At 69.8% G+C, this 25,243-nt stretch carries 18 protein-coding genes; 11 read left to right on the top strand and 7 right to left on the bottom strand.

The window, feature by feature from the left end:
* The first annotated feature begins 67 nt into the window (after positions 1 to 67).
* Positions 68 to 745: a rhamnogalacturonan acetylesterase gene (locus LKO27_RS11580; protein WP_227737665.1), complete on the top strand. Its 678-nt coding sequence runs from the start codon at positions 68 to 70 to the stop codon at positions 743 to 745.
* The gene (locus LKO27_RS11585) at positions 742 to 1,731 is read left to right on the top strand and encodes a hydroxyacid dehydrogenase (protein ID WP_227737666.1); all 990 of its coding nucleotides are present in this window, start codon (positions 742 to 744) and stop codon (positions 1,729 to 1,731) included. The genes LKO27_RS11580 and LKO27_RS11585 overlap by 4 nt, the downstream gene beginning before the upstream one ends.
* Before the next feature lie 26 nt (positions 1,732 to 1,757).
* Here the strand turns inward: LKO27_RS11585 and LKO27_RS11590 are convergent, their stop codons facing one another.
* On the bottom strand, positions 1,758 to 3,215 hold the full coding sequence (locus tag LKO27_RS11590) for a Gfo/Idh/MocA family protein (RefSeq protein WP_227737667.1): 1,458 nt from the start codon (positions 3,213 to 3,215) through the stop codon (positions 1,758 to 1,760).
* Between the two features lie 107 nt (positions 3,216 to 3,322).
* On the opposite strand from LKO27_RS11590, the gene LKO27_RS11595 reads away from it, so the two are divergent.
* Both LKO27_RS11595 and LKO27_RS11600 read left to right on the top strand, forming a co-directional pair.
* Positions 3,323 to 4,342, top strand: a complete 1,020-nt coding sequence (locus tag LKO27_RS11595) for a LacI family DNA-binding transcriptional regulator (RefSeq protein ID WP_227737668.1) — start codon at positions 3,323 to 3,325, stop codon at positions 4,340 to 4,342.
* 20 nt (positions 4,343 to 4,362) lie between these two features.
* Positions 4,363 to 8,052 carry a glycosyl hydrolase 115 family protein gene (locus LKO27_RS11600; RefSeq protein WP_227737669.1) on the top strand — a complete coding sequence of 1,230 codons (3,690 nt, stop codon included), beginning with the start codon at positions 4,363 to 4,365 and terminating at the stop codon, positions 8,050 to 8,052.
* A 130-nt stretch (positions 8,053 to 8,182) separates the two neighbouring features.
* Here LKO27_RS11600 and LKO27_RS11605 read toward each other — a convergent pair whose 3' ends face one another.
* The 4 genes from LKO27_RS11605 to LKO27_RS11620 all read right to left on the bottom strand — a co-directional run bounded on the left by LKO27_RS11605 (position 8,183) and on the right by LKO27_RS11620 (position 13,783).
* A complete protein-coding gene (locus LKO27_RS11605) occupies positions 8,183 to 9,949 on the bottom strand; it encodes a beta-galactosidase (protein ID WP_227737670.1) in 1,767 nt (588 codons plus the stop codon).
* Positions 9,950 to 10,504: 555 nt separating this feature from the next.
* On the bottom strand, positions 10,505 to 12,301 hold the full coding sequence (uidA, locus tag LKO27_RS11610) for a beta-glucuronidase (protein WP_227737671.1): 1,797 nt from the start codon (positions 12,299 to 12,301) through the stop codon (positions 10,505 to 10,507).
* A 118-nt stretch (positions 12,302 to 12,419) separates the two neighbouring features.
* Positions 12,420 to 13,325 (bottom strand): N-acetylmuramic acid 6-phosphate etherase, encoded by a 906-nt coding sequence (gene murQ / locus LKO27_RS11615; protein ID WP_227737672.1) that lies wholly within the window; start codon positions 13,323 to 13,325, stop codon positions 12,420 to 12,422.
* The gene (locus LKO27_RS11620; protein ID WP_227737673.1) at positions 13,322 to 13,783 is read right to left on the bottom strand and encodes an SRPBCC family protein; all 462 of its coding nucleotides are present in this window, start codon (positions 13,781 to 13,783) and stop codon (positions 13,322 to 13,324) included. The genes murQ and LKO27_RS11620 overlap by 4 nt, the downstream gene beginning before the upstream one ends.
* Before the next feature lie 107 nt (positions 13,784 to 13,890).
* On the opposite strand from LKO27_RS11620, the gene LKO27_RS11625 reads away from it, so the two are divergent.
* Together LKO27_RS11625 and LKO27_RS11630 are read left to right on the top strand one after the other, a co-directional pair.
* Complete coding sequence (locus LKO27_RS11625; protein WP_227737674.1) at positions 13,891 to 14,238, top strand: MGMT family protein; 348 nt, start codon at positions 13,891 to 13,893, stop codon at positions 14,236 to 14,238.
* Positions 14,239 to 14,281: 43 nt separating this feature from the next.
* Positions 14,282 to 15,250 carry a serine hydrolase gene (locus LKO27_RS11630; protein ID WP_227737675.1) on the top strand — a complete coding sequence of 323 codons (969 nt, stop codon included), beginning with the start codon at positions 14,282 to 14,284 and terminating at the stop codon, positions 15,248 to 15,250.
* 226 nt (positions 15,251 to 15,476) lie between these two features.
* On the opposite strand, the gene LKO27_RS11635 is transcribed toward LKO27_RS11630, so the two are convergent.
* On the bottom strand, positions 15,477 to 16,484 hold the full coding sequence (locus tag LKO27_RS11635) for a LacI family DNA-binding transcriptional regulator (protein WP_227737676.1): 1,008 nt from the start codon (positions 16,482 to 16,484) through the stop codon (positions 15,477 to 15,479).
* A gap of 51 nt (positions 16,485 to 16,535) precedes the next feature.
* Positions 16,536 to 17,945, bottom strand: a complete 1,410-nt coding sequence (locus LKO27_RS11640) for a GH1 family beta-glucosidase (protein WP_227737677.1) — start codon at positions 17,943 to 17,945, stop codon at positions 16,536 to 16,538.
* A 106-nt stretch (positions 17,946 to 18,051) separates the two neighbouring features.
* Here LKO27_RS11640 and LKO27_RS11645 point away from each other — a divergent pair, with 106 nt between their 5' ends.
* The 5 genes from LKO27_RS11645 (at position 18,052) to scpA (ending at position 24,505) form a co-directional block, all read left to right on the top strand.
* On the top strand, positions 18,052 to 18,648 hold the full coding sequence (locus tag LKO27_RS11645; RefSeq protein WP_227737678.1) for a histidine phosphatase family protein: 597 nt from the start codon (positions 18,052 to 18,054) through the stop codon (positions 18,646 to 18,648).
* Positions 18,649 to 18,709: 61 nt separating this feature from the next.
* Positions 18,710 to 19,168 (top strand): hypothetical protein, encoded by a 459-nt coding sequence (locus LKO27_RS11650; RefSeq protein ID WP_227737679.1) that lies wholly within the window; start codon positions 18,710 to 18,712, stop codon positions 19,166 to 19,168.
* A 39-nt stretch (positions 19,169 to 19,207) separates the two neighbouring features.
* The gene (locus tag LKO27_RS11655) at positions 19,208 to 20,284 is read left to right on the top strand and encodes an NADH:flavin oxidoreductase (protein WP_227737680.1); all 1,077 of its coding nucleotides are present in this window, start codon (positions 19,208 to 19,210) and stop codon (positions 20,282 to 20,284) included.
* Between the two features lie 130 nt (positions 20,285 to 20,414).
* Positions 20,415 to 22,301, top strand: coding sequence for a methylmalonyl-CoA mutase small subunit (gene mutA / locus LKO27_RS11660; protein ID WP_227737681.1), 1,887 nt, complete (start codon positions 20,415 to 20,417; stop codon positions 22,299 to 22,301).
* The gene (gene scpA / locus LKO27_RS11665; protein ID WP_227737682.1) at positions 22,298 to 24,505 is read left to right on the top strand and encodes a methylmalonyl-CoA mutase; all 2,208 of its coding nucleotides are present in this window, start codon (positions 22,298 to 22,300) and stop codon (positions 24,503 to 24,505) included. The genes mutA and scpA overlap by 4 nt, the downstream gene beginning before the upstream one ends.
* Positions 24,506 to 25,243: the final 738 nt, after the last annotated feature.

The raw sequence follows: 25,243 nt of genomic DNA on the forward strand, positions 1-25,243 counted from the left end.
CCGTGACACAATCGTGAATGGTAGACCTGTAGCCTGCCCCTGCACCACGCATCCACCGGAGGAACTGATGGCGTATCACCTGGCCGGCGACTCCACCGTCGCACCCATGAAAGCCGGCGAGGAGCCGATGAGCGGCTGGGGCCAATTCCTGGCCGAGTTCACCGAGGCCCCGGTGCGAAACCTGGCCTTCGGCGGTGCCACCACCGAGAGCTTCCTGGCATCGGGGAGGTGGGCGGAACTGATCGGGGAGGTGGAGCGGGGCGACACCGTCGTGATCCAGTTCGGGCACAACGACCAGAAGGAGCCCGACCTGCTGGCCTCGCGCGGCGGCTACACCGACAGGCTGCGGCGCTTCGTCGGCGAGACCCGGGAGCGCGGTGCCACGGCCGTTCTCTGCACCTCGTGCGAGCGCCGCTGGTTCGACGGCGAACGCGTGACCCCCACGCACGGCGACTACCCCAACGCCGTGCGCGACCTCGCCCACGAACTGGACGCCCCACTGGTGGACCTGACCGTCTTCACCACCTGGCTCTACGAGGATCTGGGCGACGCTGCGTCGCGCGGCCTGCTGTCCCACTACGCCCCCGGCGAGGTGGCCGCCTGGCCCGACGGCCTGACGGACAACACGCACTTCCGGATCGAGGGCGCGCGCCGTATCGCGGCGTTCGTCGCCAGGTCCCTGCGCGCCATCGAGCGGCGCGACGGCGACCTGCCCCCGCTGGCCCCGGCGGCGGGAAGAGGATGAGGACGCTACTGGCCATGCCCTCGGGTCTGCCTGCGAAGTTGTTCACCCAGCCGCAACTCGGGAGGCTCGCGGAGTTGACCGAGCTGGCCACGCAGGCGCCCGTCGAGGACTTCGACGACTGTGACGACGCCCTGCTGGCGGAGGTGGAGGTCCTGGTGACCGGCTGGGGCTCGCCACGCGTGGACGCGAGCGCGCTGGCCAGGATGCCCAGGTTGCGCGCCGTGGTCCACACGGCCGGGACGGTGCGCTCCCTGATCTCGCCCGAGGTCTGGGACCGCGACGGCATCGTCGTGACCAGCACCACCGAGGCCAACGCCATCCCGGTGGCCGAGTACACGCTCGCCCAGGTGCTGCTGGCGGGAAAACGCACCCTGGAACTGGAGTCCATCCACCGCCAGCGCAGGGCGGTGCACAATCCCTGGGCCCAGGGTCGGGGAGGCAACTACGGCTCCGTGGTCGGCCTGATCGGGGCCTCCCGGATCGGCCAGCTGGTGGCCGAGCACCTGCGCCACTTCGACGTCGAGGTGCTCATCAGCGACCCGTACGTGGGCGAGGAGGAGATCGCCGCCCTCGGGGCCGCGAAGGTGGAGCTGCCGGAGCTGTTTTCCCGCAGCGACGTCGTCAGCCTCCACGCGCCCGACCTGCCGGCCACCAAGGGAATGGTGAGCGCCGGGTTGCTGGCCCTGATGCGGGACGGCACCACGTTCATCAACACCGCCCGGCCGGCCCTCGTGGACCTGGACGCGCTGCGGGCTGAGGTGGTGAGCGGCAGGATCAGCGCCGTGCTCGACGTACACGACGACCTCGCCGCAGATGACCCCATCTGGGACGTCGAGACCGTCACCATCACGCCCCACATCGCGGGATCCCAGGGAAACGAGCTCCACCGGCTCGGCGACTTCGCGCTGGAGGAGCTACGGCGGCTCGGCGCCGGTGAGCCACCCCGCTACCCCGTGGACCGCACCCGGCTGCGCATCACCGCCTGACACCACGCGGGGAACGCCGGCGGCGCTCAGAGGTGGTCGAGACCCAGTTCGTCCATGGTCACTGCCCGCCCGGTCTCCAGCGACCGGTTGGCCGCGATTCCGACGGCGACCGCGCGGACACCCTCGAGGTAGCCCGCCGCGCGGCCCAGGGGGTCGGGGTCCGTGCGCAGGTCGCGCCGGAAGACATCCATCAGCATGATGACGTCGCCGCCGCCGTGGCCGCCGATGCCGGCAGGGATCTCGACCTCTTCGGCCGGACCCCAGTGGCGCTGCACGACGAGGCGCTCACCCTCCGGCCGGGAGCGTGTGGCGCCCGTCGCCTCGGGTGTGGCGGAGGCGTCGAGGACGACGTCGCCCGACGGCCCGAGCGTGACCTGTCCCCGTTCCACCACCGTCAGTTCCGCCCGGCCTTCGGTGCCGTTCACGGCGACGTTGTAGCCCTCCCACGGCGAGTGCGCGTTCAGCGAGTAGGACATGCGCACCCCGGAGCGGTAGTCCACCACCAACGCCATGTTGTCGTGGATGGTGATGCCGGGGGCGAAGACGTCGCGGTCGCGCAGGTAGCCGTCGTGATGCTCTGAGTCCAGGTAGAGCGCCTTGAGGCGGGGGTCGCGTGTGAGGTCGAGGGACCACGGGTCGCCTTTGGTGCCGGTCCCGCGTTCGGGGCGTTCGCCCATCCCGCGGGCGGTGGCGTTGGCGTCGCCGTAGAACTGCAGCCCGGCCGAGGCGAAGACGCGCGCGGGAGCGTCGTGGAGCCACCAGTTGACCAGGTCGAAGTGGTGGGCGGCCTTGTGCACCAGCAGGCTGCCAGAGTTGCGCTGCTCGCGGTGCCAGCGCCGGAAGTAGTCGGCCCCGTGGACGGTGTCCAGCACCCACTCGAAGTGCACGCTCGTCGGGGTGCCGATGGCGCCGGAGGCGATCACCTCCCGCAGCGTCGAGTTCCGCGGCGAGTAGCGGTAGTTGAAGGTCATCGTGAGGTCACGGCCGGTTGCGGCCACCGAGTCGATGATGGTGCGGCACCCCTCGGCCGTGGTGGCCAGCGGCTTCTCCACCACGACGTCGACGCCTGCGGCCTGCGCCCGCGCGACGAGTTCGGCGTGGGTGAAGTCCGGGCTGGTGACGACGACGGCGTCGACTCGCTGTTCGGCGAGCATCCGCTCGAGGTCGGCAGGGCCGTACTGGGGCAGGCCCGCGGGGCCCGCCAGTCCCAGCCGCTGCCCCGCGTCGGCGTCGTGGTAGGCCATGCGGCCTGGGTTGGTGTCGCACCAGGCGACGAGCTCGGCGACGTCGGCGTGGTCCCCCGTGATGGCTGTGACGTACATGCCGGCGCGGTGCCCGGAGCCGACGATGGCGTAGCGGGTCCGCGGGCGGTCGGCCGGGACCGGGGAGAACCTCGGCACCACCCGCTCATCACCGGCCGTGGAGGCCGCGGATGCCGGCCTGGGTGCGGTGGGGTTCTGGTCTGTCCGGGTCACGTCGGTCATTGGGTCCTCAGGCTTCGCGTGCGAGTGGTCGTCGGCAGGAGTGATCGTTCACCATGCGGGCATCGCCGACGGTAGTGATCGTTCACTATCTATGTCAAGATGCTCTGGTGGACGAATCAGGAGGCGTGCCCCGCGACGGCGGCACCGTCACGATGCGGGACGTGGCCAGGCGGGCGGGCGTCTCCCACCAGACGGTGTCGCGGTACCTGCGTTTCGGCGGCTCGGGGGTGCGTGAGTCCTACCGGGAGCGCATCCGCGCTGCCGTCGCCGAACTGGGTTACCGGCCAAACCTCGCGGCTCGCGCCATGCGCACCCGGCGAACCGGCAGACTGGCGGTGCTGCTGCCGGAAGGCGCGGCGCACAGCTCGGTGGAGGTCCTCGACGGTGCCGCCGAGACCGCACGCGTAGCAGGCTTCGGCCTCGACGTCGTCTCGCTCGGCGGGGACCCCGAGGACCGGAGCCTGCGGGCGATGGAACTCATCGGCTCGGGGCTGTTCGAGGGGGTGCTGGCGCTGACCCACCTGGGGCTGCCGGAGGAGTCCGGGGGCTCCTGGCCGACGACCGTCGAGTTCCCCCTGTACGACGCCGAGTTGCACGGCATCGGGCTGCTCGCCGACGGCGCCCCCGTTGGTGAACTGGTGGAGCGCCTCGCAGCGGCGGGCCACCGTCGGTTCCTGCACGTCGCCGGGTCGTGGGGCCACGAATCCGCGCTGCGCCGGCGCGACGCCTACCTCGACGCCATCAGCCGCCTGGGCCTGGCCGACCACGGAATCGTCGAGTCGGGGTGGTCACCGGAGGCGGCGCGGCAGGCGATCCTCGCGCTCCCGGAGGATTCGGGCGTGACCGCCGTCGTCGCCGCGAACGACACTCTCGCGCTGGCCGTCATCCGGGGCGCGCTGGAGCGGGGCTGGCATGTCCCGGGCGACCTGAGTGTGACGGGCTTCGACACCAGCGAGCTGGCGGCCTGGGTGACACCGTCGTTGACCAGCGTGCAGATCGACCATCCGGAACTGGGGAGACGCGCGGTCGCGACCCTGCTCGCCGCCCTGCACGACGAGCCTGTGCCTGCCGCCGGGGAACCGGTGATGCGGGTGGTGTGGCGCGAATCCACCGGCCCAAGGCCCTGACCGAGTCCTCAGGAGAGACAGTGCCAGTCCCCTTCCTCAGGATGAGATCCGCGCTGGCCGACCCAGGCCCGCGCGGGCTGACCATCGCCGATGCCAGTGGCGTGGCGCCGATCTCGGTGGCCGACGACGAGTCGGCGGCCGTTCGGATCGCAGCAGCAAACCTGGCCGACGACCTCCGCCGCGTGTGCGGCGTCGGCTCGCGGCAGGAAGGTGGCACTGCCCGGATCGTGGTGGGGACGCTGGGTTGCTCTGCCGAGGTCGACGCCGCCGTCGCCGCTGCGAGGCTGGACCTCTCCCCCATCCTCGACGCGGACGGGCAGCCCCGCTGGGAGGCATTCCTCAGCACGGTCGTCGACGACGTGCTCTACCTCGTCGGCGCCGACCGCAGGGGCACCATCTACGCCGTCTACGACCTGTCGGAGGCCGCTGGCGTCTCACCCTGGCACTGGTGGGGCGACGTCCCGGTCCGCTCGCGAGCACACGTCACCATCCGGGGCGACGCGGTCGTGGCGGACTGGCCGGCGGTGAAGTACCGGGGGATCTTCATCAACGACGAGGAGGAACTCGACGCCTGGGCGCGGATCCACACCGCCGACGGCACGATCGGTCCCGAGACCTACGCGCGGGTCTTCGAGCTGATCCTCCGCCTCAGGGGCAACTACATCTGGCCCGCCATGCACGTGGGCGCCTTCAACCATGACCCGGCCAACGGTCGGCTGGCGCACGAGCTGGGCGTGGTCGTCGGCACCAGCCACTGCGACATGCTGCTGCGCAGCAACGAGCACGAGTTCCGACCCTGGGCGACGGCTCAGGGCGAGCCGGTGGAGTACGACTACTCAATTCCCGGCCGCAACCGCGAACTCCTGCAGGAGTACTGGCGGGGAAGCATCATTGCGAACCGCGACTACGAGGTGACCTGGACCGTGGGGATGCGCGGCATCCACGACTACGGGTTCCAGACCACCGTGATCGACACCGATCCCGACCTGGAAGAGGATGCGAAGTTCCGGGCGAAGGTGCGGCTGCTGGGAGAGGTGATTGCCGACCAGCGCAACCTCATGGCCGAGCAACTCGGGGCGGACGCGTCGACGGCGCCGCAACTGTTCGTCCCCTACAAGGAGGTCCTCCCGCTCTACGACGCCGGCCTGGAGGTGCCCGACGACGTCACGATCGTGTGGGCAGATGACAACTTCGGCCACATCCGGCGCCTCCCCGCCGGTTCCGAGCTGGGACGCTCCGGCGGACACGGGCTCTATTACCACTCCTCGTACTGGTCCAACCTGACCACCAGCTACCTGGCGACGTCGTCCACGCCGCTGGCGCTGATGAAGTCGGAGCTGGGCAAGGCGTGGGACGGTGGCATCCGTCAACTGTGGGTGGACAACATCGGCGGCATCAAGCCATTGGAGGCTGAGATGGAGTTCTTCCTGCGGCTCGCGTGGGACGCCGGCAAGGAGACTGGGACCGCCGACGTCGAGACGTTCACCGCCGACTGGATCGACCGCCAGTTCAGCGGCGGGCACGGTGCGCTCTGCGGGCGGATCTACGCGACCTACTACCAGCTCAACAATCAGCGAAAGCTCGAGCACCTGACCAGCGGCGTCTTCGGGCAGGTGGGCCACGGCGACGAGGCTGGCCGACGCCTGGAGCTACTGCGCGTGCTCCACGACCAGACCAATGAGATCCATGCGGCTCTCCCCGAGGCCGAACGCGACGCGTTCCTGCAGCTGTTCGCGGTGAAGATCCATCTTGCCTACCTGACCGCCGCGCAGTTCTACCACGCGGACCGCAGTCAACTCGCCCACCAGCAGGGCAAGCTCTCAGCGGCCGATCACCATCTCGACTGCTCGCGCGCATTCGACGCCAACAAGCGCGCCCTGATCCACTCCTTCAACCGCGTCATCTCCGACGGCAAGTGGGAGGGCATCTTCACTCCCGAGGACTTCCCGCCGCCGGTGATGCCGCTGCATCCGGCCGGGAAGCCCGCGTTGCGGATCGACGGCGGCGGGCTGGGCGTCGTCGTCTGGGGCCAGACGGACCCGATGTCGGAGCCGCGCCTCGAGTTCCACCGCCACGGCACGCGACGCAAGTGGATCGAGGTCTTCGCGAGGGGTGCGCGTGCCGTCGGCTACACCATCGAGGCGGACCCCTGGCTGCGGCTCTCGACGACGGCCGGCACGGTGGCGACGGAGATGCGCATCACGGTGGAGGTCGGGGACGACTGGCCCTCGGTGCGCGGGGGCGTCATCCGGATCACCGATGCCGACACGGGCGAGGCTCAGACGGTCCGGGTGGCCCTGCACCCTTGGGACAGCTCAGGGCACCGGGGGGATGATGCCCTGAGCTTGCCGGAGGGCGTCATGGAGGCAGACGGATACCTCAGCATCGACCCCTCCCTCCCCGACTCCGAGCTCCCCGGACCTTCGACGTCGTGGCGCAGCGTCCCGGCCCTCGGGCGCTACGGCAACCCCGCCATGGTCGTGGACGGTGCCTCCGGGGATCCGTCGGACGGGGCCGCGCTGGGGTTCGGGCTCCACCTCGTCACCCCCGGCGCCCACCTGCTCGAGGTCCACCGGCTCCCGACGCTGAACTCCACGGGACGCATGCGCGTCGGCATCAGCGTCGACGACCTCCCGCCCATGGTGCTTGAGAGCCCCACCACCGACGAGCACCGCGGCAACTGGGCCTGCGCCGTCCAGGACAACGTCGAGCGGCTCACGCTCACCCTCCCACCGCTCGGGGCCGGTCATCACGTGCTGCGTCTCCACGCCGTCGACGCGGGTTTCACCGTCTCCAAGCTGGTCGTCCACACGTCGGCACCGGTGCCGTCGAATCTCGGCCCACCCTTTTCCAGCCACACCCACCGGCCGGCCCCGGAGATGCCCGAGCCGGACCCGGGCGCGCTCGACCTCGCGGCTCTGGCCGACGTCGCACGGATGGTCTACCGCACCGACCCCAGCACCGTTCCCCCGCGCGGCCAGATCTACGCAGGCCCGCAGTTCTGGGAGGGCGCGACCACGTTCCGGCCCAACCTGGTGGTCCCGCAGCCGGCTCTCGGGGCACCCAGGTTCGCCCGCCGCGCCGATGGCAGCAAGGACGTCGTGACAGAGCTCGGCACCGGAAGGATCATCGAGGCCGACGGCGTGCTCGCCTTCGAGGCCGAGTACACGCTCGTCGGGGACGAATTCGCCTGGACCACCCCCGCCACCGGTCCGGCATCGACCACCCGGCCCTGCCGGCCCACCTGGCCCCTGCCGGGCGCGGTGCCCCCGGACTGGACCCACACCCAGGCGGAGACCGACGACGGCACCGGGCTTGCCATGCACGTCACCCCGCGCGGCCTGCTGTGGGAGGACCCGACGACCGCACCGGGCCTGCACTTCGCCGTCGGGACCAGCGCCGCCGGGACCTACCGGGTCTGGCTGCTGGTCAAGTACGACGACGCGTTCGACGACGCGTGCGTGATCGCCCTGGACGGGCGTGTGCAACCGGGCTCGGAGCAGTTCTGCGGCGGCAACCTGGCCACCTACGGCACCCGCCAGGCATGGGTGTGGGCGGCGCTGAGCGACCTCGCCATCCCCGCAGGCAACCACACCTTCTCGGCGCTGGCCCGCAAATCAGGACTGCGGGTGGACCGGCTCTACCTCACGATCGGCGACGAGCTGCCGCCCGTCGACGCGGACTGGCATCCCAGCCCCCGCGCCGGGTAGGAGCGAATCCAGGGGTGTGGAGGATCGGACAGAGAACGCGCTGTCTTTGCTCCGGCGAGCCCAGCAGGCGTTTCCTCGCGTCAGGGAATCCCGGGTCGGCGACCACCGCCCTCGGCCCGGGGGCCGACCCTCACTCCACTTCGTGCCTGAGATCGGGGCGGGCGACGAATCGCGCGGTCGCGTCCGTGACCGCCTCAAGCTCCACGATCACCACCAGGTTCTCCCCGGCGCGCGTGACCGGTCCGGGCACGTAGAGGGTGCGCTGCGGACCGCGGCGCCAGTAGCGCCCCAGGAAGAAGCCGTTGACCCAGGCGTAGCCCTTGCCCCAGCCAGCGGTGTCCAGGAACAGGTCGGCCGGCTGGTCGAGGTTGAAGCTCGCCCGCAGCCCCACGGGGCCGACAGCCCTGCCGCCCACCAGCAACTCCCCGGCCACGGGGGCCGCCGCCACCGCGTCGCCCAGGGCGGCGACGTCGAAAGTCCGCACCTGCCACGGGCCCGCCAGCGCGACGCCGTCGAGTTGGGGCTGACCGATGAGCCCCTTCGCTTCGCCGATCTTGTGGTCGTAGTTGACCCGGCCGGTCTCCTCTACGAGGAGCCGGAGCCGCTCTCCCGGCGCGAGCGGGAGGCTGAGGTCGCCGATGGTGCGCTGGAGGATGCCGACGGGCTGGTCGTCCCGCCGCACCCAGGCGTAGTCGCGGACGTCGGCCTCCAGCACGGCGGGACGCTCGGTCGGCACCGACGACGCGTACTCGACGAGGACGACGTCGGCACCGAGCGCGTCCATCGTCGGAGGCTCGGCGAACTCGCCTCGGTCGGCCGCGACCAGCTCGAGGGGTGATGCGACGGCGTCGAACCCGGCGGTCAGCACGGGGGCGTCCACCGGCTCGGGGAGGGGCTCGTCGGGCACGGGGGCGTGCCGGGCGATGACCTCGCGGAAGGCACGGAACTTGTCGGTGATGTCACCGGACTCGCTGATCGGAGAGTCGTAGTCGTAGCTGGTGACCAGGGGCAGGTAGCGGCCGGAGTCGTTGGCACCGGCGGTGAGACCGAAGTTGGTCCCGCCGTGGACCATGTAGATGTTCACCGACGCACCCGCCGCGAGCAACTCGTCGAGGTCCCGGGCGGAGTCGGCGAACGCCGTCGTGTGGTGCTTCTCGCCCCAGTGGTCGAACCAGCCGCACCAGAACTCCATGCACATCAGCGGGCCAGCGGGCTGGTGCTCCCGCAGCGTGGCGAGGCGCTCGGCGATGCGGGACCCGAAGGAACCGGTCTTGTGGAGACCCTCGTGCGCCCCGTTCTCGAGCATGTGGGGGATCGGCTGGTCCACCTGGGTGAGCGGTACGGTGATGCCGGCCTCGCGGGTGAGGCGGATGAGCTCGGCGAGATAGGCCTTGTCGGAGCCGTAGGCGCCGTACTCGTTCTCGATCTGGACGAGGATGACGCTGCCGCCGCGGTCAATCTGGCGCGGCGCGATGATGTCGTTGACCTTCTCCAGGTAGCCGGTGACCGCCTCGAGGTAGCGGGGATCCGACGAGCGCAGCTTCATCTCCGGGTCCGCGGTGAGCCACGTGGGCAGGCCGCCGTTGTGCCACTCGGCACAGACGTACGGGCCTGGGCGCACGATGGCGTGCATCCCCTCCTCGGCGATCAGGTCGAGGAACCGGCCCAGGTCATTGTTGCCCGTGGCGTTCCACTGCCCGCGCACCGGCTCGTGGGCGTTCCAGGCGACGTAGGTCTCGATCGCATTGAGGCCCATGAGCCGGGCCTTGCGGATCCGGTCCCGCCACAGGTCGGGGTGGACCCGGGGGTAGTGCATCGCGCCGGAGATGATCCGGTGCGGCGAGCCGTCGAGGAGGAAGTCGGTCTCGCCGATCTGGAAACGGGAAGTGGACGCCATGGGTCCACCCTATCGGCAAGCGCTTACCGGGGCGCACCCGATGGTCGAGTAGCGCCCGCGAGGAACGAGCAGGCGCGTGTCGAGACCACGAACCCGATGGTCGAGTAGCGCCCGCGAGGAACGAGCAGGCGCGTGTCGAGACCAGGAACCCGATGGTCGAGTAGCGCCCGCGAGGCACGAGCAGGCGCGTGTCGAGACCAGGCGACCCCCCAGATCTCGACACGCGGCCGGTTCGCTCCGCTCACGCGGCTGCTACTCGATCAACGGAACAGCGACCCAACCCCGATGGTCGAGTAGCGCCCGCGAGGAACGAGCAGGCGCGTGTCGAGACCACGACCCCGATGGTCGAGTAGCGCCCGCGAGGAACGAGCAGGCGCGTGTCGAGACCAGGCGACCCCCCCCAGATCTCGACACGCGGCCGGTTCGCTCCGCTCACGCGGCTGCTACTCGATCAACGGAACCCCGGGACCCAACCCCGATGGTCGAGTAGCGCCCGCGAGGAACGAGCAGGCGCGTGTCGAGACCAGGGCCGCGGCTGCTACTCGATCAACGGAACTACGGCTTGCGCGAGCCGTTCGTCGTCCACCGGTCCCGCAGGGCGTAGGCCGCGGACTTGGGTTCGCGCTCGCGGGTGAAGACGCCCTTCTTGTTGCCCCCCACGCGGCGGATGCCGGAGGTGGTCTTGAAGTCGGCGAAGTTCCACACGTGTTCCCCCACCACCGCGGGGACGGCGTCGAAGACCCGGTGGTTCATCTCCAGGTAGTCCAGTTGGTACTCCTCGGACCACGGCTCACGTGCCATGGAGTGCAGGCCGGGGTAGGTGTCGGCGCCGTACTCGGTGATGATGATGGGCTTGCCATCGGTGGCCCAGCCGGCCAGTTCCTCGGCCCAGTCGTGCTCGGCGGCGCCGAGTTCACCGGTGTGGATGTACCAGCCGTAGTACCTGTTGATCATGAGCACGTCACCGAACTTCGACAGCAGGCACTTGCCGTGCGGCGCCAGCCCAACGTTCACGAAACCGACGGGGCGCGTCGGGTCCAGTTCCTTGGCCAGTGCGAACAGCGGCTCGAAGTACTCCTCCGACGCCTCCGTGTGCGACTCGGGCTCGTTGGCGATGGACCACAGCACGACGCTGGGATGGTTCTTGTCGCGGGCCATCAGTTCCCGGATGGCCTGCGCATGGACCTCGCGCGTGGCCGCGTTGATGGTCTCCTCGGAGAACGTCTCGTACCCCTGGTAGCCGAAGATGCCACCGCCCAGTCCCTGGTTCAGCCCGACCGCCGCGGTCTCGTCGATGACCACGATGCCGTGCCTGTCGGCGAGGTCGAGGACGTCCTGGGAGTAGGGGTAGTGGGAGGTCCTGAACGAGTTGGCCCCGATCCAGTGGAGCAGTTCGAAGTCGTGCAGTGTGAACGCGTCGCTGTGGCCCTTGCCGATGATCCCGCGGTCCTCGTGCATGCCGAAACCCGTGAAGTAGAACGGCTCGCCGTTGATCAGGAACTCGGTCCCGCGCACCTCAACGGTGCGCACGCCGACGCTCTGGTGGTAGCTGTCCACGACGTCGTCGCCGGCCACGAGCTGGACCTCCAGGTCGTGCAGGTAGCCGTCGCCCGGCGCCCACAGGTGCACCTCCGGGACCTCCAGGGTCCCCTCTGCTCCGCGTCCGCGGGCCACCTCACGGCCCTCCGCGTCCCGGAGGACGACGGCGACGTCGATCCCCTCCCCGGTGTCACCGGCCGCGACGACGGAGTAGTCAACCAGGCCGGTGGTGCCGTCGAGCCGCGTCACGACCGTGACGTCGTCGACGTAGGCCTTGGGCGTGGCGGAGAGCCAGACGGTGCGGTGGATCCCGGCGTAGTTGTAGAAGTCGTGCCAGTAGCGCTGGCGCGGACCATCGGTGGTGTCGAGGACCACGCCCGGCGGGATGGAGCCGAACGTCAGGACGTTGTTCACAACCGCGGTGACGCGGATCTCCTGGCCGGGCGTGACGAGGGCGGTGATGTCGGCCTCGAACGGCGTGTAGCCGCCTTCGTGGCTCATCACCTCCGCGCCGTCCACCCACACCGTGGCGCGGTGCGTGGCGGCCTCGAAGTGGAGCACGATCCGCTGCCCCTCCCAGCCGCGCGGCACGCGGGCGACAGTCTGGTACCAGACATCGCCGACATGGTCGTGGATGGCCGGATCGGGGCTGATGTCGTTGAAGCTCGCGGGCACTGGCATCTCCCTGGCATCCGGCAGCGGGCCGGAGAACCAGTTCGCATCCCGCCCGACCGCCTCCACGTCGCAGACGAAGGCCCAGAGGCCGTTCAGGGACTTGCGTTCACGGGTGGTGGTGTCCTGGGGTCGGAGCATCGATGCTTTCCTTTCGAGACGGTCATCCGGCGGTGGCCGACGCCACGCCGGTTGGACGCGGACAGCATCCTAGCCATGCCCCGCGCCGCGGCTCCATCGGGGGCGGCGGCTCCCGGCGTCAGCTGGCAGCCCGCAGGGCGTCGCGCAGTCGGCCGCCGTTGGCCTCGAGCAGTGCCGCGGCGGTTTCCGGCTCCACGTCGGCGAGGAGCGCGAGCACAGTCTGCTTCACGCTCCAGCGGTTGGACTCCAGCGCCTCAGCGGCCTCGGCCTCATCGACGCCCGCGAGTTCACAGACCATGCGTGCGGCGCGGATCCGCAGCTTCTCGTTGCTCGCGCACATGTCCACCATCCGGTTCCCGAACACCTTGCCGGCCCGCACCATGGTGATCGTGGAGATCATGTTGAGCACGAGTTTGGTGGCGGTCCCGGCGCGCAGCCGGGTGGACCCGGCCACCACCTCCGGGCCCACCACCACCTCTATCGGGAACTCGGCGGCAGCGGAGATCTCCGCCCGCTCGTTGCAGCTCAGCGCCACCGTCGCCGCCCCCGCCTCGGCCGCCCGACGCAGGGCGCCCAGCACGTAGGGGGTCCGGCCACTGGCGGCGATGCCGACGACGACGTCTGCCTCGTTTATGCCGATCGCGTCCAGGTCAGCGGCTCCCTGCTCGGGCGAGTCCTCGGCCCCCTCGACGGCGTTGCGCAGGGCGTGGTCACCGCCTGCGATGAGACCGACCACCTGCTCGGGGCGGGTGTTGTAGGTGGGTGGGCACTCGGAAGCGTCAAGCACTCCCAGGCGCCCGGAGGTCCCAGCCCCCACGTAGACCAGGCGCCCGCCGTCGTTGAAGCGCTCGGAGATGGCCTGGATCGCGGCCGTGATCTGGGGGAGGGAGCGGCCGACGGCGGCGGCCACCTCGGCGTCGGCGTCGTTCATGAGCCGCGCCAGTTCACCGACGTCGAGGGTGTCCAGGTCCTGGAACCTCGGGTCGACGGCCTCGGTCGCCAGGTCGGTCGGCAGTTCGCTCACGCCTCCACGACCGCCTTGAGCCTGGCCAGGCCACGTTCGAAGTCGGGTCCCAGCAGCTTGTCCATGGGCCACACCAGCGAGGCGATCTTCATGAAGCCCTCAAGCTCCCCGTGCAGGGTCCAGGTGACTTCAGTGCCCCCCAGGACGGGCGCGAACTTGAACTCCAACTGGTCCTCGGCCGGGAACGGTCGATCGAAGGTGAGGTCGATGTTGATCGCCTGCTCCGACGACTTGGTGATGGTCATGCTGCCGGCGCCGGCCTTCCGGTTGCCCGACCACGAGTAGGCCGCCCCCACGCCGGACTCGGGACCGCTGAACGAGCGCTTCCTCGCCGGGTCGAGACCCTCCCAGGGGGACCATGCCATCCAGTTGTGGAAGTCGTTGATCCGCTCGTGCACGACGGAGGGCTCCGCGTGCACGGTGATCCGGCGTACGACGGCGTAGGGCTTGGGCGACATGTTCCTCCTGTGGTTGAGGCAATCCTCCACCGCCGCGAAGGGTGCCGCAACCAGATCCGCCGCATTCGTGATCCCGTCACGCCGCCTGCGAGCGCTACGTTGGGGGCGTGGACGAGACGCTTGTGGAGAAGGTGCTCCGCGCCGTCGAAGCCGTGCCGTCCGGCCGAGTGGTCTCCTACGGCGACATCGCCACCCTGGCCGGGATCGGACCGCGCAGCGTCGGGGCGGTGATGTCCCGGTTCGGTTCGGGCGTGGCCTGGTGGCGCGTCACCAACGTCGCAGGCGAACTACCACCAGCACTGCTGCCCGAGGCCCGTCGGCACTGGGCAGCCGAGGGGATCACGCTCGCCAACAGCGGCCGCGGCTGCCGGATCGCAGTCCACCATGCCGACCTTGCACAACTTTCCGACGACTTCGCCCGGGCAACGGCGGACCTCATGTCCGACCCGGGCTGAGAATCACTATCTTGGTGCCTGACCCCAACCCGAAGGTGTGCAGATGTCCGAGTTCGCCGCTGCGTTCGACCACGTGTCCAGACTGGTGGACGCCGAGATCCTGCCAACCGCCGTTCTCGGCATCGCCAGCGCCGACGGCGTGCTCGCCCTGGACGCGTTCGGCCAGACCGCCGGGCGGAAGATGCGCGTGGAGGACCACTACCGGCTGTTCTCCGTCACCAAACCCCTCGTGGGCCTCGTTGCCGCCCGCGCCGTCGAGCAGGGCAGGCTGTCGCTGTCCACCCCGCTGACTCACGCGCTGCCGGGGTTCGGCACCGGGCGCGACGACGTCGTGCGCCTGCGCCACCTGGCGTCCCACACCTCCGGAATCACGGAGACACCGCTGGGCAGCCCCGAGCCGCTGCTGGCGAGCCTGGTCAGGGCCGGCCGCGACTTCCCCGCGGGCACGCTGCGCCGCTACTCGTCCCTGGCGTTCGAAGGCATCGCGGCGCTGTTCGAGAACGCCACTGGCCGCACCTGGGAGACCGAGTTGGCCGACATCGGGTCCGCCGTCGGCGCTTCGTTCACCCTTGAGGAGGACAGCCACCCGACGCCCGTGCTGGATCTGCCCGACTTCGACTTCACCCGCTTCGCAGCCCTGCGCCACCCAGGCGCCGGGGTGATCTCCGACGCGGGCTCACTGCTGGCGCTCGCGACGTCGCTGCTCAAGGGCGACGGCGCGGTCGTGCGGCCTGCCACGCTGGAGTGGATGCGGCGGCCCCTCACCGTCGGCATCACCCAGCAGGACCCCGACCCCCTCACCGTCGGTGAGGAGTACGGGTTCACCTGGAAGCTCCGCGACGGCGCTGCTGGGCTGATCGAGCGCGACGTTTTCGGCCACTCCGGCTGGTCCGGGACCCAACTGTGGTTCCACCCGCACTCGGGCATTGCCTGGGTGTTGCTCACCAACCGGGAACTCGCCCCCGGCTTCGACCTCGACGCCCTGGACAACGTGGTCACCAGCGGGTTGTGACGGCCGCCTGAACCGGGGATCTCGACACGTCGCCCGCTCGTCCCTCGCGGGCTCCTACTCGATCAGCGGAAAGCGCTGGTCGAGTAGCCGCGCGAGGAACGAGCCGACGTGTCGAGACCTCGGCCCTCCAGCCGCGGATCTCGACTCCAGGGCTCCTACTTGATCAGCGGAAAGCGCTGGTCGAGTAGCCGGCGAGGAACGAGCCGGCGTGTCGAGACCACGCCCCTCAGGTCGACTCCCGCACCACCAGCTCGGTTTGCAGGATGGTCACGCGCTCAGCGGGCCGGCCCTCGATCAGATCGACCAGGACCCGCGCCATCGTCGCGCCCATCTCCAGCGTCGGCTGGCGGACGGTGGTCAGCGGCGGAACCGCCGAGGCGCTGAACGTGGCGTCGTCGTAGCCGACCACCGCCACGTCCTCGGGGATCCGCAGCCCGGCCTCTCGCAGCACACCGTAGGAGGCCACCGCCATCTCGTCACTGGCGATGAAGACCGCGTCGAACGGTTCGCCGCGCTCCACCAGCCGGCGCGTCGCCGCCCGCCCGGACTCCGCGGTGAACGCACCCTCCTCCAGCGGCCCGGGTTCCAGCCCTGCTGCCTCCAGCTCTGCGCGCCAACCCCGGATGCGGTCAAGACCGCCGGGCATTCCCGGTGGACCGGTGATCGTCGCGATCCGCCGTCGTCCCCTGGCAAGGAGATGGCCGACGGCGCTCCTCGCGCCCGCCACGTTGTCGACGTCGACGTAGTAGCTGTCCCCGTCGGGCTCCTTCATCGGCCGCCCACCGAAGACCACCGGCAAGGACTCGGCGATGCTCGCCCAGGAGTGGTCGCCGGTCTGGTGCGAGACGACCAGGGCACCGTCGACGTTGCCCCCGAGCAGGTAGCGCATGGTCTTGGCCACCTGGTCCTCGGACTCGATGATCATGTTCAGGGTGTAGTCGCTGGGAGCGAGCTCCAGCGCCGCCCCCTGCACGAGCGCGCCGAAGAAGGGATCTGCGAAGAACCTGGCGGTGGATTCGGGGACGACGAGCGCTATGGAGAGGGTCCGCTGGCTGGCCAGCGACCTCGCCGCCCGGTTGGGGACGTACTTGAGCGCCTCGACTGAGCGCCGCACCACCTCCGCCACCTTCGGGTCCACCGTCGGGGTGCCGTTGACCACGCGGGAGACGGTCGCGCGCGACACCCCGGCGTGGGCCGCGACCATTTCCAGCGTCGGGGCCTTGCTCCTGATCATCGGTGATGGCCTCTCGAAGTTCTCGCTCCAGCCTACGCAGGCCGGGACCACTCAGCCAGCGGCCCCTGCCTTCACCTCCGCGATCAGGGCGGCGTAGTTCCTTGCGCTCAGCTTCGGCGTGCGCTCCAGCGTCTGGTAGTCCACGTGGACGATCCCGAACCGCTTCTCATACCCCCAGGCCCACTCGAAGTTGTCCAGCAGGGACCACACGAAGTAGCCACGCACGTCGGCGCCCTGTTCGACGGCGGCGGCGACGGCCTCGATGTGGGCGCGGATGAAGGACCAGCGCAGGTGGTCATCCACCCGACCGTCGACCAGTTCGTCGTCGTAGGCCGCGCCGTTCTCCGTGATGTAGAGCGGCGGGAGGTCGGGGTATTCGGCGGTGAGTCGGACCAGCAGCTTGCGCAGGCCGTCCGGGTTCACCTCCCAGCCCATCGCGGTGAGCGGCAGGTCCCGCTTCGGGGAGGTGATGAACTCCGACCCCACGAACATCGAGCGCTGCGGACGCGCCGTCGGGACAGGTGCGGCCGGGGCGTCGGCGGGCAGCGGGTGCGCGCTGACGACGTCGTCGTGGTAGTGGTTGACGCCCAGGAAGTCGATGGGCTGGGCGATGACCTCCAGGTCCCCGTCGGCGACGAGGCCTTCGAAGTCGTACTCCGCGACGTCGCGCAGCACGTCGGCCGGGTAGGCGCCGAGCAGCAGCGGCTCGAGGAACATCCGGTTCCAGAGGCCGTCGGCGCGTCGGGCGGCGTCGACGTCGGCCTCGTCGTCGGAGTCGTGCGGGATGGCGTTGGTGAGGTTGAGCGTGATGCCGAGCTGCAGCTCGCCGCCGCCCAGTTCCCGCAGCTGTCGGACCGCGAGGCCGTGGGCGAGGTGCTGGTGGTGGATGGCGGCGAGGCCGGCGGCGGGGTCGTTCAGCCCGGGCGCGTGTTCCCCGGAGACGTGGCCGATCAACGAGGAGCACAACGGCTCGTTGAACGTGGTCCAGTACCTCACCCGGTCCCCGAGGACGTCGTGGACCGCGACGGCGTAGTCGACGAACCGATAGGCGGTGTCGCGGTTGGCCCAGCCCCCCTTGTCCTGGAGCGCCTGGGGCAGGTCCCAGTGATAGAGCGTGAGCCACGGCAGGATCCCTGCCTCAAGGAGTTCATCGACCAGCCGGCTGTAGAAGTCGAGGCCTTCCGGGTTGACGAACCGGTCCCCCGGCTTCACGCGCGCCCAGCTCGTCGAGAACCGGTAGGAGTCCAGGCCGAGTTCGCGCATGATCGCGACGTCGGAGGGCATGCGGTGGTAGTGGTCGACGGCGACGTCGAGGTTGTCGCCACCGGCAACTGCCCCCGGCTGCCGGGCGAAGACGTCCCAGATCGAGTCCTCCTTGCCACCCTCGTGCGCGGCACCCTCGATCTGGGCAGCGGCAGTGGCCGAGCCCCAGATGAAGTCCTTGTCGAACGCGGTTTTCATCGATTCTGCTCCTGCCGGCCGGGTGGGTCTGCAGCAGACTGTAGCGGGGGCGGGACGCACGCCACGACAGGGGTGCCCGCGGCCCGGCTTGGATAGGCTTGGAGCCATGCGACTCATCCTCATCCGGCACGGCGAGACCCAGTCCAACGTGGACAGGCTCCTCGACACCGCCCACCCCGGTGCGCCCCTCACGGAACAGGGAGTGCAGCAGGCACACGCCCTTGCAGAGGCCATCGCGGACGAGGAGATCGACGCGGTTTTCGTCTCCACCCTGACCAGGGCGCAGCAGACCGCCGAGCCCCTCGCGCAGCGACGGAACCTGAAGGCCACCGTCATCGACGGCGTCCATGAGATCTCCGCGGGGGTGGAGGAGATGAGTCCGGACTGGACCACCTACGTGGGCCTGCTGGAGTCCTGGTCGCCGGACAACCTCGACGCGAAGCTCGAGGGCGGAGAGAGTGCGCGCGAGTTCCTCCACCGTTTCGACACGGCGATCGCGCAGATCGAGGAGCAGGGCCACCGGAGTGTCGCTGTGGTGTCCCACGGCGCGGCGATGCGGGTGTGGGCCATCTCGCGGGACCCCAACTGGAACCGGGAGCACGCCCGCGCACTGCACAACACCGAGTGGATAGTGATGACCGGCAGCACGGCCGACGGCTGGCGGATCGAGCGCTGGGGGGACCACGTCGCCGACGTCGGCTGAGGACACCGTCGCCACTGCTGCACCAGCGCCGTGGTCTCGGGGGTGCCGCATACTATTGGGCATGGCCAGTGCATCGACGATCATCAAAGCCGCCACCGGAGTCATCGCCACGACGGTGACCATCCTCGGCGCCCTCCGCGAGAACCCGCAGCTCGCCGACGGTCTGAACAAGACGATCGAGAAGCTCAAGGCGGCCACCAACTCCGAGAACCCCAAGATCCGCTTCGACGGCAAGCTCGCCGCCATCGAGGCGTGCGCGGACGCAGTCGAGGAGAACTTCCCCCACGCCACCGAACCGCCCACCTGGCGGGCCCAGGCGAAGGCGCTGCGGATGCGCGGGGAACTGGCGTGGTCCGCCAACGAGGGCGCCGCCCGCAAGAAGGCCATGCGGGCGCTGACCGCCGAGGCCACCGGGCTCCTGGAGAAGGTCAACGACCGGCTCGTGAACCTCACCACCCCCGTAGATGCGACGGGGTCAACCGCGGTCGAGTCGCCCCAGTCGGCCAGCCCCAGGGAGTGAGCACCCGGACCCTGCGCCGGCCGCAGTAATCTCGACGGCGTGACGCAACTCTCCGAACCACTCGACTTCAGCCGCGGCCCCTCCTGGCGGAACCGGCTGGCGCTCGCCCCGCTGACAAACACCCAGTCGAACCCCGACGGCAGCCTCTCCCAGCTCGAGATCGACTGGCTGCTCGCCCGTGCCCGCCACGGGTTCGGGATGGTCATGACCGCCGCCGCCTATGTGGCCCCGGCCGGCAAGGCCTGGCAGGGACAGCTCGGCGTCAGCTCCGACGCGCACCTGGCCGGGCTGGAGGCACTCACCACAGGGCTTCGCGAGGCGGGCGCAGCGTCCATCGTCCAGCTCCACCACGGCGGGCTGCGCGCCAACCCCGTCGCCTCCGGTGAGCCGCTCGTCGCGCCCTGGGACGACGAGGCCACCGGCGCGCGGGCACTGACCACCGACGAAGTCTGGGCCGTCATCGAAGACTTCACGGCCGCAGCGGTAAGGGCCGAGCGGGCCGGATTCGACGGGGTGCAGCTTCACGGCGCTCACGGCTACCTGCTGTGTCAGTTCCTCAGCCGGAGCAACACCCGCGACGACGGCTGGGGCGGGGACCTGGACGGCCGTGCCCGTGTCCTGCGCGAGACGATCGCGGCCATCCGCCGCGCCACCGGCACCGACTTCCACGTCGGCCTGCGCCTGTCGGCCGAGCGCTTCGAACTCGCGACGACGGAGATGGTCCAGCTGGCCGCTGAACTCATGGCTGAGGGCACGCTCGACCACCTGGACATGTCACTGTGGGACGTCAGCGTGCGCCCTGAGGGTGCCGACGACGACGCACCGACGCTCATGAGCCGGTTCGTCGCACTCCCCCGGGGCACCACCCGTCTCGGCGTCGCGGGGAAGATCGCCTCCGGCCCCAGCGCCGTCGCCGCGGTCGCCGCCGGGGCGGACTTCGTCGACATCGGCCGCACGGCCGTGGCGGACCATCGCATTGCCGAACGGATCCTGGCCGACGCCGACCACCCCGGGCCGTCGTTCCCCGTCACGCGGCAGGACCTGCGCGACAACCACGTCGGAGAGCCGTTCATCGAGTACTTCGCCAAGGGCTGGCCCCAACTGGTGGCCGATTGATCCGCGTCGAGGGCCGGGCCTAGCACACTGGCGCACCCGAGCACTTCCACCCCGCCCAAAACGGGGAGGAGCCGCTCGGTTAGGGTTGTTTTCATCGCAAGTTCCGCATGGAAATCTTGGACGGAGAACGATGAAAGAAGAAGCAGTCGAAACTGCTGATCTCACCCTTGCGGCTGATTTCGAGACCCCCTCCCGGCAGGACTGGGAGCGCGAGGTGCTGAAGGTGCTGAACCGCCGTCGGCCGGAGGGCAAGGAGCTCGGAATCGAGCAGGCCTACCAGCGTCTGACGAGCCACACCGTCGACGGACTCGAGATCAAGCCCTTGTACACCCGCAGTGACGGGCCCGACCAGCTGGGTTACCCCGGCGTCGAGCCGTTCACCCGCGGCACCACCATCCGCACCGGTGACCTCGAGGGCGGCTGGCTCATCGGCCAGCTCCACGAGGATCCCGACGTCGCTGTCACGCGCGCGGCCATCCTGGCCGACCTGGAGCGCGGTGGCAGTGCGCTGTGGGTTCGCGTCGACCCCGACGCCGTCGCCGCCGAGGACCTGACCGAAGCCCTGGCCGACGTGCTGCTGGACCTCGCCCCCGTCCACGTCTCGAGCCGGACCGACCAGCTGGGTGCCGCCAAGGCCCTCGTCGCGGCCTTCCAGGCTTCCGACAAGGACGACAAGACCTTCAGCGGCAGCCTGGGGATCGACCCCATCGGCTTCGCCGCCCAGCACGGGACCACCCCGGACCTGGGCGTCATCACCCAGGCCGTCGAGCTGGCCAAGCCCTATCCCGGGGTGCGGCCCATCGTCGTCGACGCCGGGATGTACCACAACGCCGGCGCCTCCGACGTGCAGGAGCTGGCCTACGCGCTGGCTACGGGCGTCGAGTACGTCCGTGCGCTGACCGAGGCCGGGCTGAGCGTCGACCAGGCCTTCGAGTCCATCCTGTTCCGGGTCTCGGCCACCACCGAGCAGTTCATCACCATCGCCCGCCTCCGCGCGCTCCGCACCCTGTGGTCCCGCGTCGGCGAGGTGCTGGAGGTGTCGGCGGCGCTGCGCGGGGCCAAGCAGCACGCGGTCACGTCGCTGCGCCAGACCACCCGCGACGACGCCTACGTCAACGTGCTGCGTGCCACCCTCGCGTGCTTCGCGGCGGCCGCCGGCCAGGCGGGGATGATCACGGTCCTCCCCCTCGACGCCGCCATCGGCCTGCCGAACGAGCTGACCCGGCGCATCGCCCGCAACGTGCAGGTGCTGCTCGCCGAGGAGTCCAACATCGGCCGCGTCAATGACCCGGCCGGCGGCTCCTGGTACGTCGAGTCCATGACCCGGCAACTCGGCGAGAAGGCCTGGGAGCTGTTCGGCACCCTCGATGAGAAGGGCTTCGCGGCCGCCGTCGCCGACGGCACCGTCGCGGGCCAGCTGCACGAGACCAACCAGGCCCGCGCCAAACTGCTTGCCACCCGTCAGCTGCCACTCACCGGCGTATCGATGTTCCCGAACCCCGGCGAGGAACAACTGCAGCGCAAGCCACGCCCGGAGGCCCCCGCGCTGGGCGGGATCGTCCCCGTCCGCGACAGCCACGTCTTCGAGGCACTGCGCGACCGCAGCGTCGCCGCGGCCAAGGCCGGGAACCCGCCCAAGGTCCTGCTCGCCTGCCTGGGCGCGCGTCGCGACTTCGGCGCCCGGGAGGGGTTCACCTCGAACCTGTACCACGTCGCCGGGATCGAGACGGTGCTCGCCGAGGGCGAGACACCTGAGGACTTCGCACGGCAGCTCACGGAGTCCGGCACCACCATCGCGGTGCTGTGCTCCTCGGCAAAGGTCTACGCCACGCAGGGCTACGCCGTGGCCAAGGCGCTGCGCGAGGCCGGGGCCCAGGAGGTCCGGCTCGCCGGCCAGCTGAAGGAACTCGGCGCGGACGACACAGAGGGTTTGATCGACGGCAATGTCTTCGACGGCATGGACGTGGTCGAGCTGCTCTCCACCACTCTCGACAAGCTGGAGGCTGAAGCAAAGTGAACATCCCTCGTTTCGGCTCGGTCCCGCTGGAAGGCGCCGGTGTCCCGGCCGACGCCAAGGCGCGCTTCGATGCCATCACCCACGCCGTCGGCCACACCGCCGGCTGGCAGACCCCCGAGCACATCCTCGTCCCGCCGCTGTTCGGCGACGACGACCTGGCGGGCCTCGACTTCCTCGAGACCGTCCCCGGCGTCCCGCCGTTCCTGCGCGGGCCCTACCCGACGATGTACGTCAACCAGCCCTGGACCGTCCGCCAGTACGCGGGGTTCTCGACGGCTGAGGAGTCGAACGCCTTCTACCGCCGCAACCTCGCGGCCGGCCAGAAGGGCCTGTCCATCGCCTTCGACCTCGCCACCCACCGCGGCTACGACTCCGACCACCCGCGCGTGGCCGGCGACGTCGGCATGGCCGGCGTGGCCGTCGACTCCATCCTTGACATGCGGCAGCTGTTCGACGGCATCCCACTGGACCAGATGTCGGTCTCGATGACCATGAACGGCGCCGTGCTGCCCATCCTGGCGCTGTACGTCGTCGCCGCCGAGGAGCAGGGCGTCAAGCCCGAGCAACTCGCAGGGACCATCCAGAACGACATCCTCAAGGAGTTCATGGTCCGCAACACCTACATCTACCCGCCGCTGCCGTCGATGCGGATCATCGCCGACATCTTCGCGTTCACCAGCGCGAACATGCCGCGGTTCAACTCCATCTCCATCTCCGGCTACCACATGCAGGAGGCCGGGGCGACGGCTGACATCGAGATGGCCTACACGCTGGCCGACGGCATCGAGTACATCCGCGCCGGCGAGTCGGTGGGCCTGAACGTCGACCAGTTCGCCCCGCGGCTGTCGTTCTTCTGGGCCATCGGGATGAACTTCTACATGGAGGTCGCCAAGCTGCGCGCGGCCCGCATGCTGTGGGCCCGCCTGGTGCGCGACTCCGGTGCGAAGAACCCGAAGTCGATGAGCCTGCGGACGCACTCGCAGACCTCCGGCTGGTCCCTGACCGCGCAGGACGTCTACAACAACATCGCCCGCACCTGCATCGAGGCGATGGCAGCGACCCAGGGCCACACCCAGTCGCTGCACACCAACGCCCTCGACGAGGCCATCGCCCTGCCGACGGACTTCTCCGCCCGCATCGCCCGCAACACGCAGCTGTTCCTGCAGCAGGAGTCCGGCACCACCAAGACCGTTGACCCCTGGGCCGGATCCGCCTACGTCGAGAAGCTCACCGAGCAGCTCGCCCGCAAGGCGTGGGAGCGGATCCAGGAGGTCGAGCAGGCCGGGGGCATGGCCAAGGCCATCGAGCAGGGCATCCCCAAGCTCCGCATCGAGGAGGCCGCCGCCCGCACCCAGGCCCGGATCGACTCGGGCCGCCAGCCCGTCATCGGAGTCAACAAGTTCCTCCTCGACGAGAAGGAGCGGCTCGCCGAGCAGGAGCAGCTCGAGGTCCTCAAAGTGGACAACAAGGCGGTGCGCGAGTCGCAGATCGCCAAGCTGGAGCGCCTCCGCGCCGAACGCGACGAGGAGTCCACGCAGGCCGCGCTGCAGAAGCTCTCCTGGGCCGCCGCCAACCCCGACTCCACGGACCCGGAGCGCAACCTGCTGAAGCTGGCCATCGACGCGGCGCGCGCGCAGGCGTCGGTGGGCGAGATCTCCGACGCCCTGGAGAAGGAGTTCGGGCGCTTCACCGCGCAGATCCGTACGATCTCTGGTGTGTACAACAAGGAGACCGGCTCCAGCGAGTCCGTCAGCCGTGCCCGCAAGCTGGTGGAGCAGTTCGAGGCCGAGGAGGGGCGCCGCCCCCGAATCCTGATCGCCAAGATGGGCCAGGACGGTCACGACCGCGGCCAGAAGGTCATCGCAACCGCCTACGCCGACCTCGGCATGGACGTCGACGTCGGCCCCCTCTTCCAGACCCCCGAGGAGGTGGCGCGGCAGGCCGTCGAGTCCGATGTCCACGTCGTCGGCGTCTCCTCGCTGGCAGCAGGGCACCTGACGCTGGTGCCGGCGTTGCGCCAGGAGCTCGACAAGCTCGGGCGCGAGGACCTGATGATCGTCGTCGGAGGCGTGATCCCCAGCCAGGACTTCGCCGAGCTCCGCGAGATGGGTGCCGACGCCATCTACCCACCCGGCACGATCATCCCCGAGGCCGCCATCGACCTCCTGGAGATCCTGAACAAGCGACTGCACGAGTCCGACTGACTGCACCAACCCGAACGGCCCGCCCCAACCGGGGCGGGCCTTTCGCATGGCCGCGAAAACGCGGCTGGGGTTTTCGGACCCAGCGCCTCGCCGCCCGAACTCCGGCTGGGGTTTCGGACTCAGCGCCTCACCCCCGCGCCGTCCCTTCGCCCGAGCCCCACCTCACCGGTAGCCGCCTCCCGTACCTGGCAGCCACCAGGCTGATGACCGGTTCACCAGCGATACCGCTCGGTACCAGCCTTCTAGCGCTGGTGGCGAGCAACAACGCTGGCGAACACGCAAGACGGCTGGTGAACGCGCAAGACGGCTGGTAACCGGGTTCACCAGCGATACCGCTCGGCACCAGCCTTCTAACGCTGGTGGCGAGCAACAACGCTGGTCAACCCACAAGACTGTCGACAACAAGACCGCTGGTCAACGCAAAACACACGGCCGGTGAGCCGGTTCACCAGCGATATCACTCGACACCAGCCTTCTAGCGCTGGTGGCGAGCAACAACGCTGGTCAACGCGCATGACGGCTGGTGAACGCGCACGACGGCTGGTGAACGAACAAGACGGCTGGCAACCGGGTTCACCAGCGATATCGCTCGGTACCAGCCTTCTAACGCTGGTCGGGAGCAACAACGCTGGTGAACGCGCAAGACGGCTGGTAACCGGGTTCACCAGCGATATCGCTCGGTACCAGCCTTCTAACGCTGGTGGCGAGCAACAACGCTGGTAAACGCGCAAGACGGCT

Source organism: Tessaracoccus sp. OS52 (assembly GCF_020687685.1).
GTDB lineage: Bacteria > Actinomycetota > Actinomycetes > Propionibacteriales > Propionibacteriaceae > Arachnia.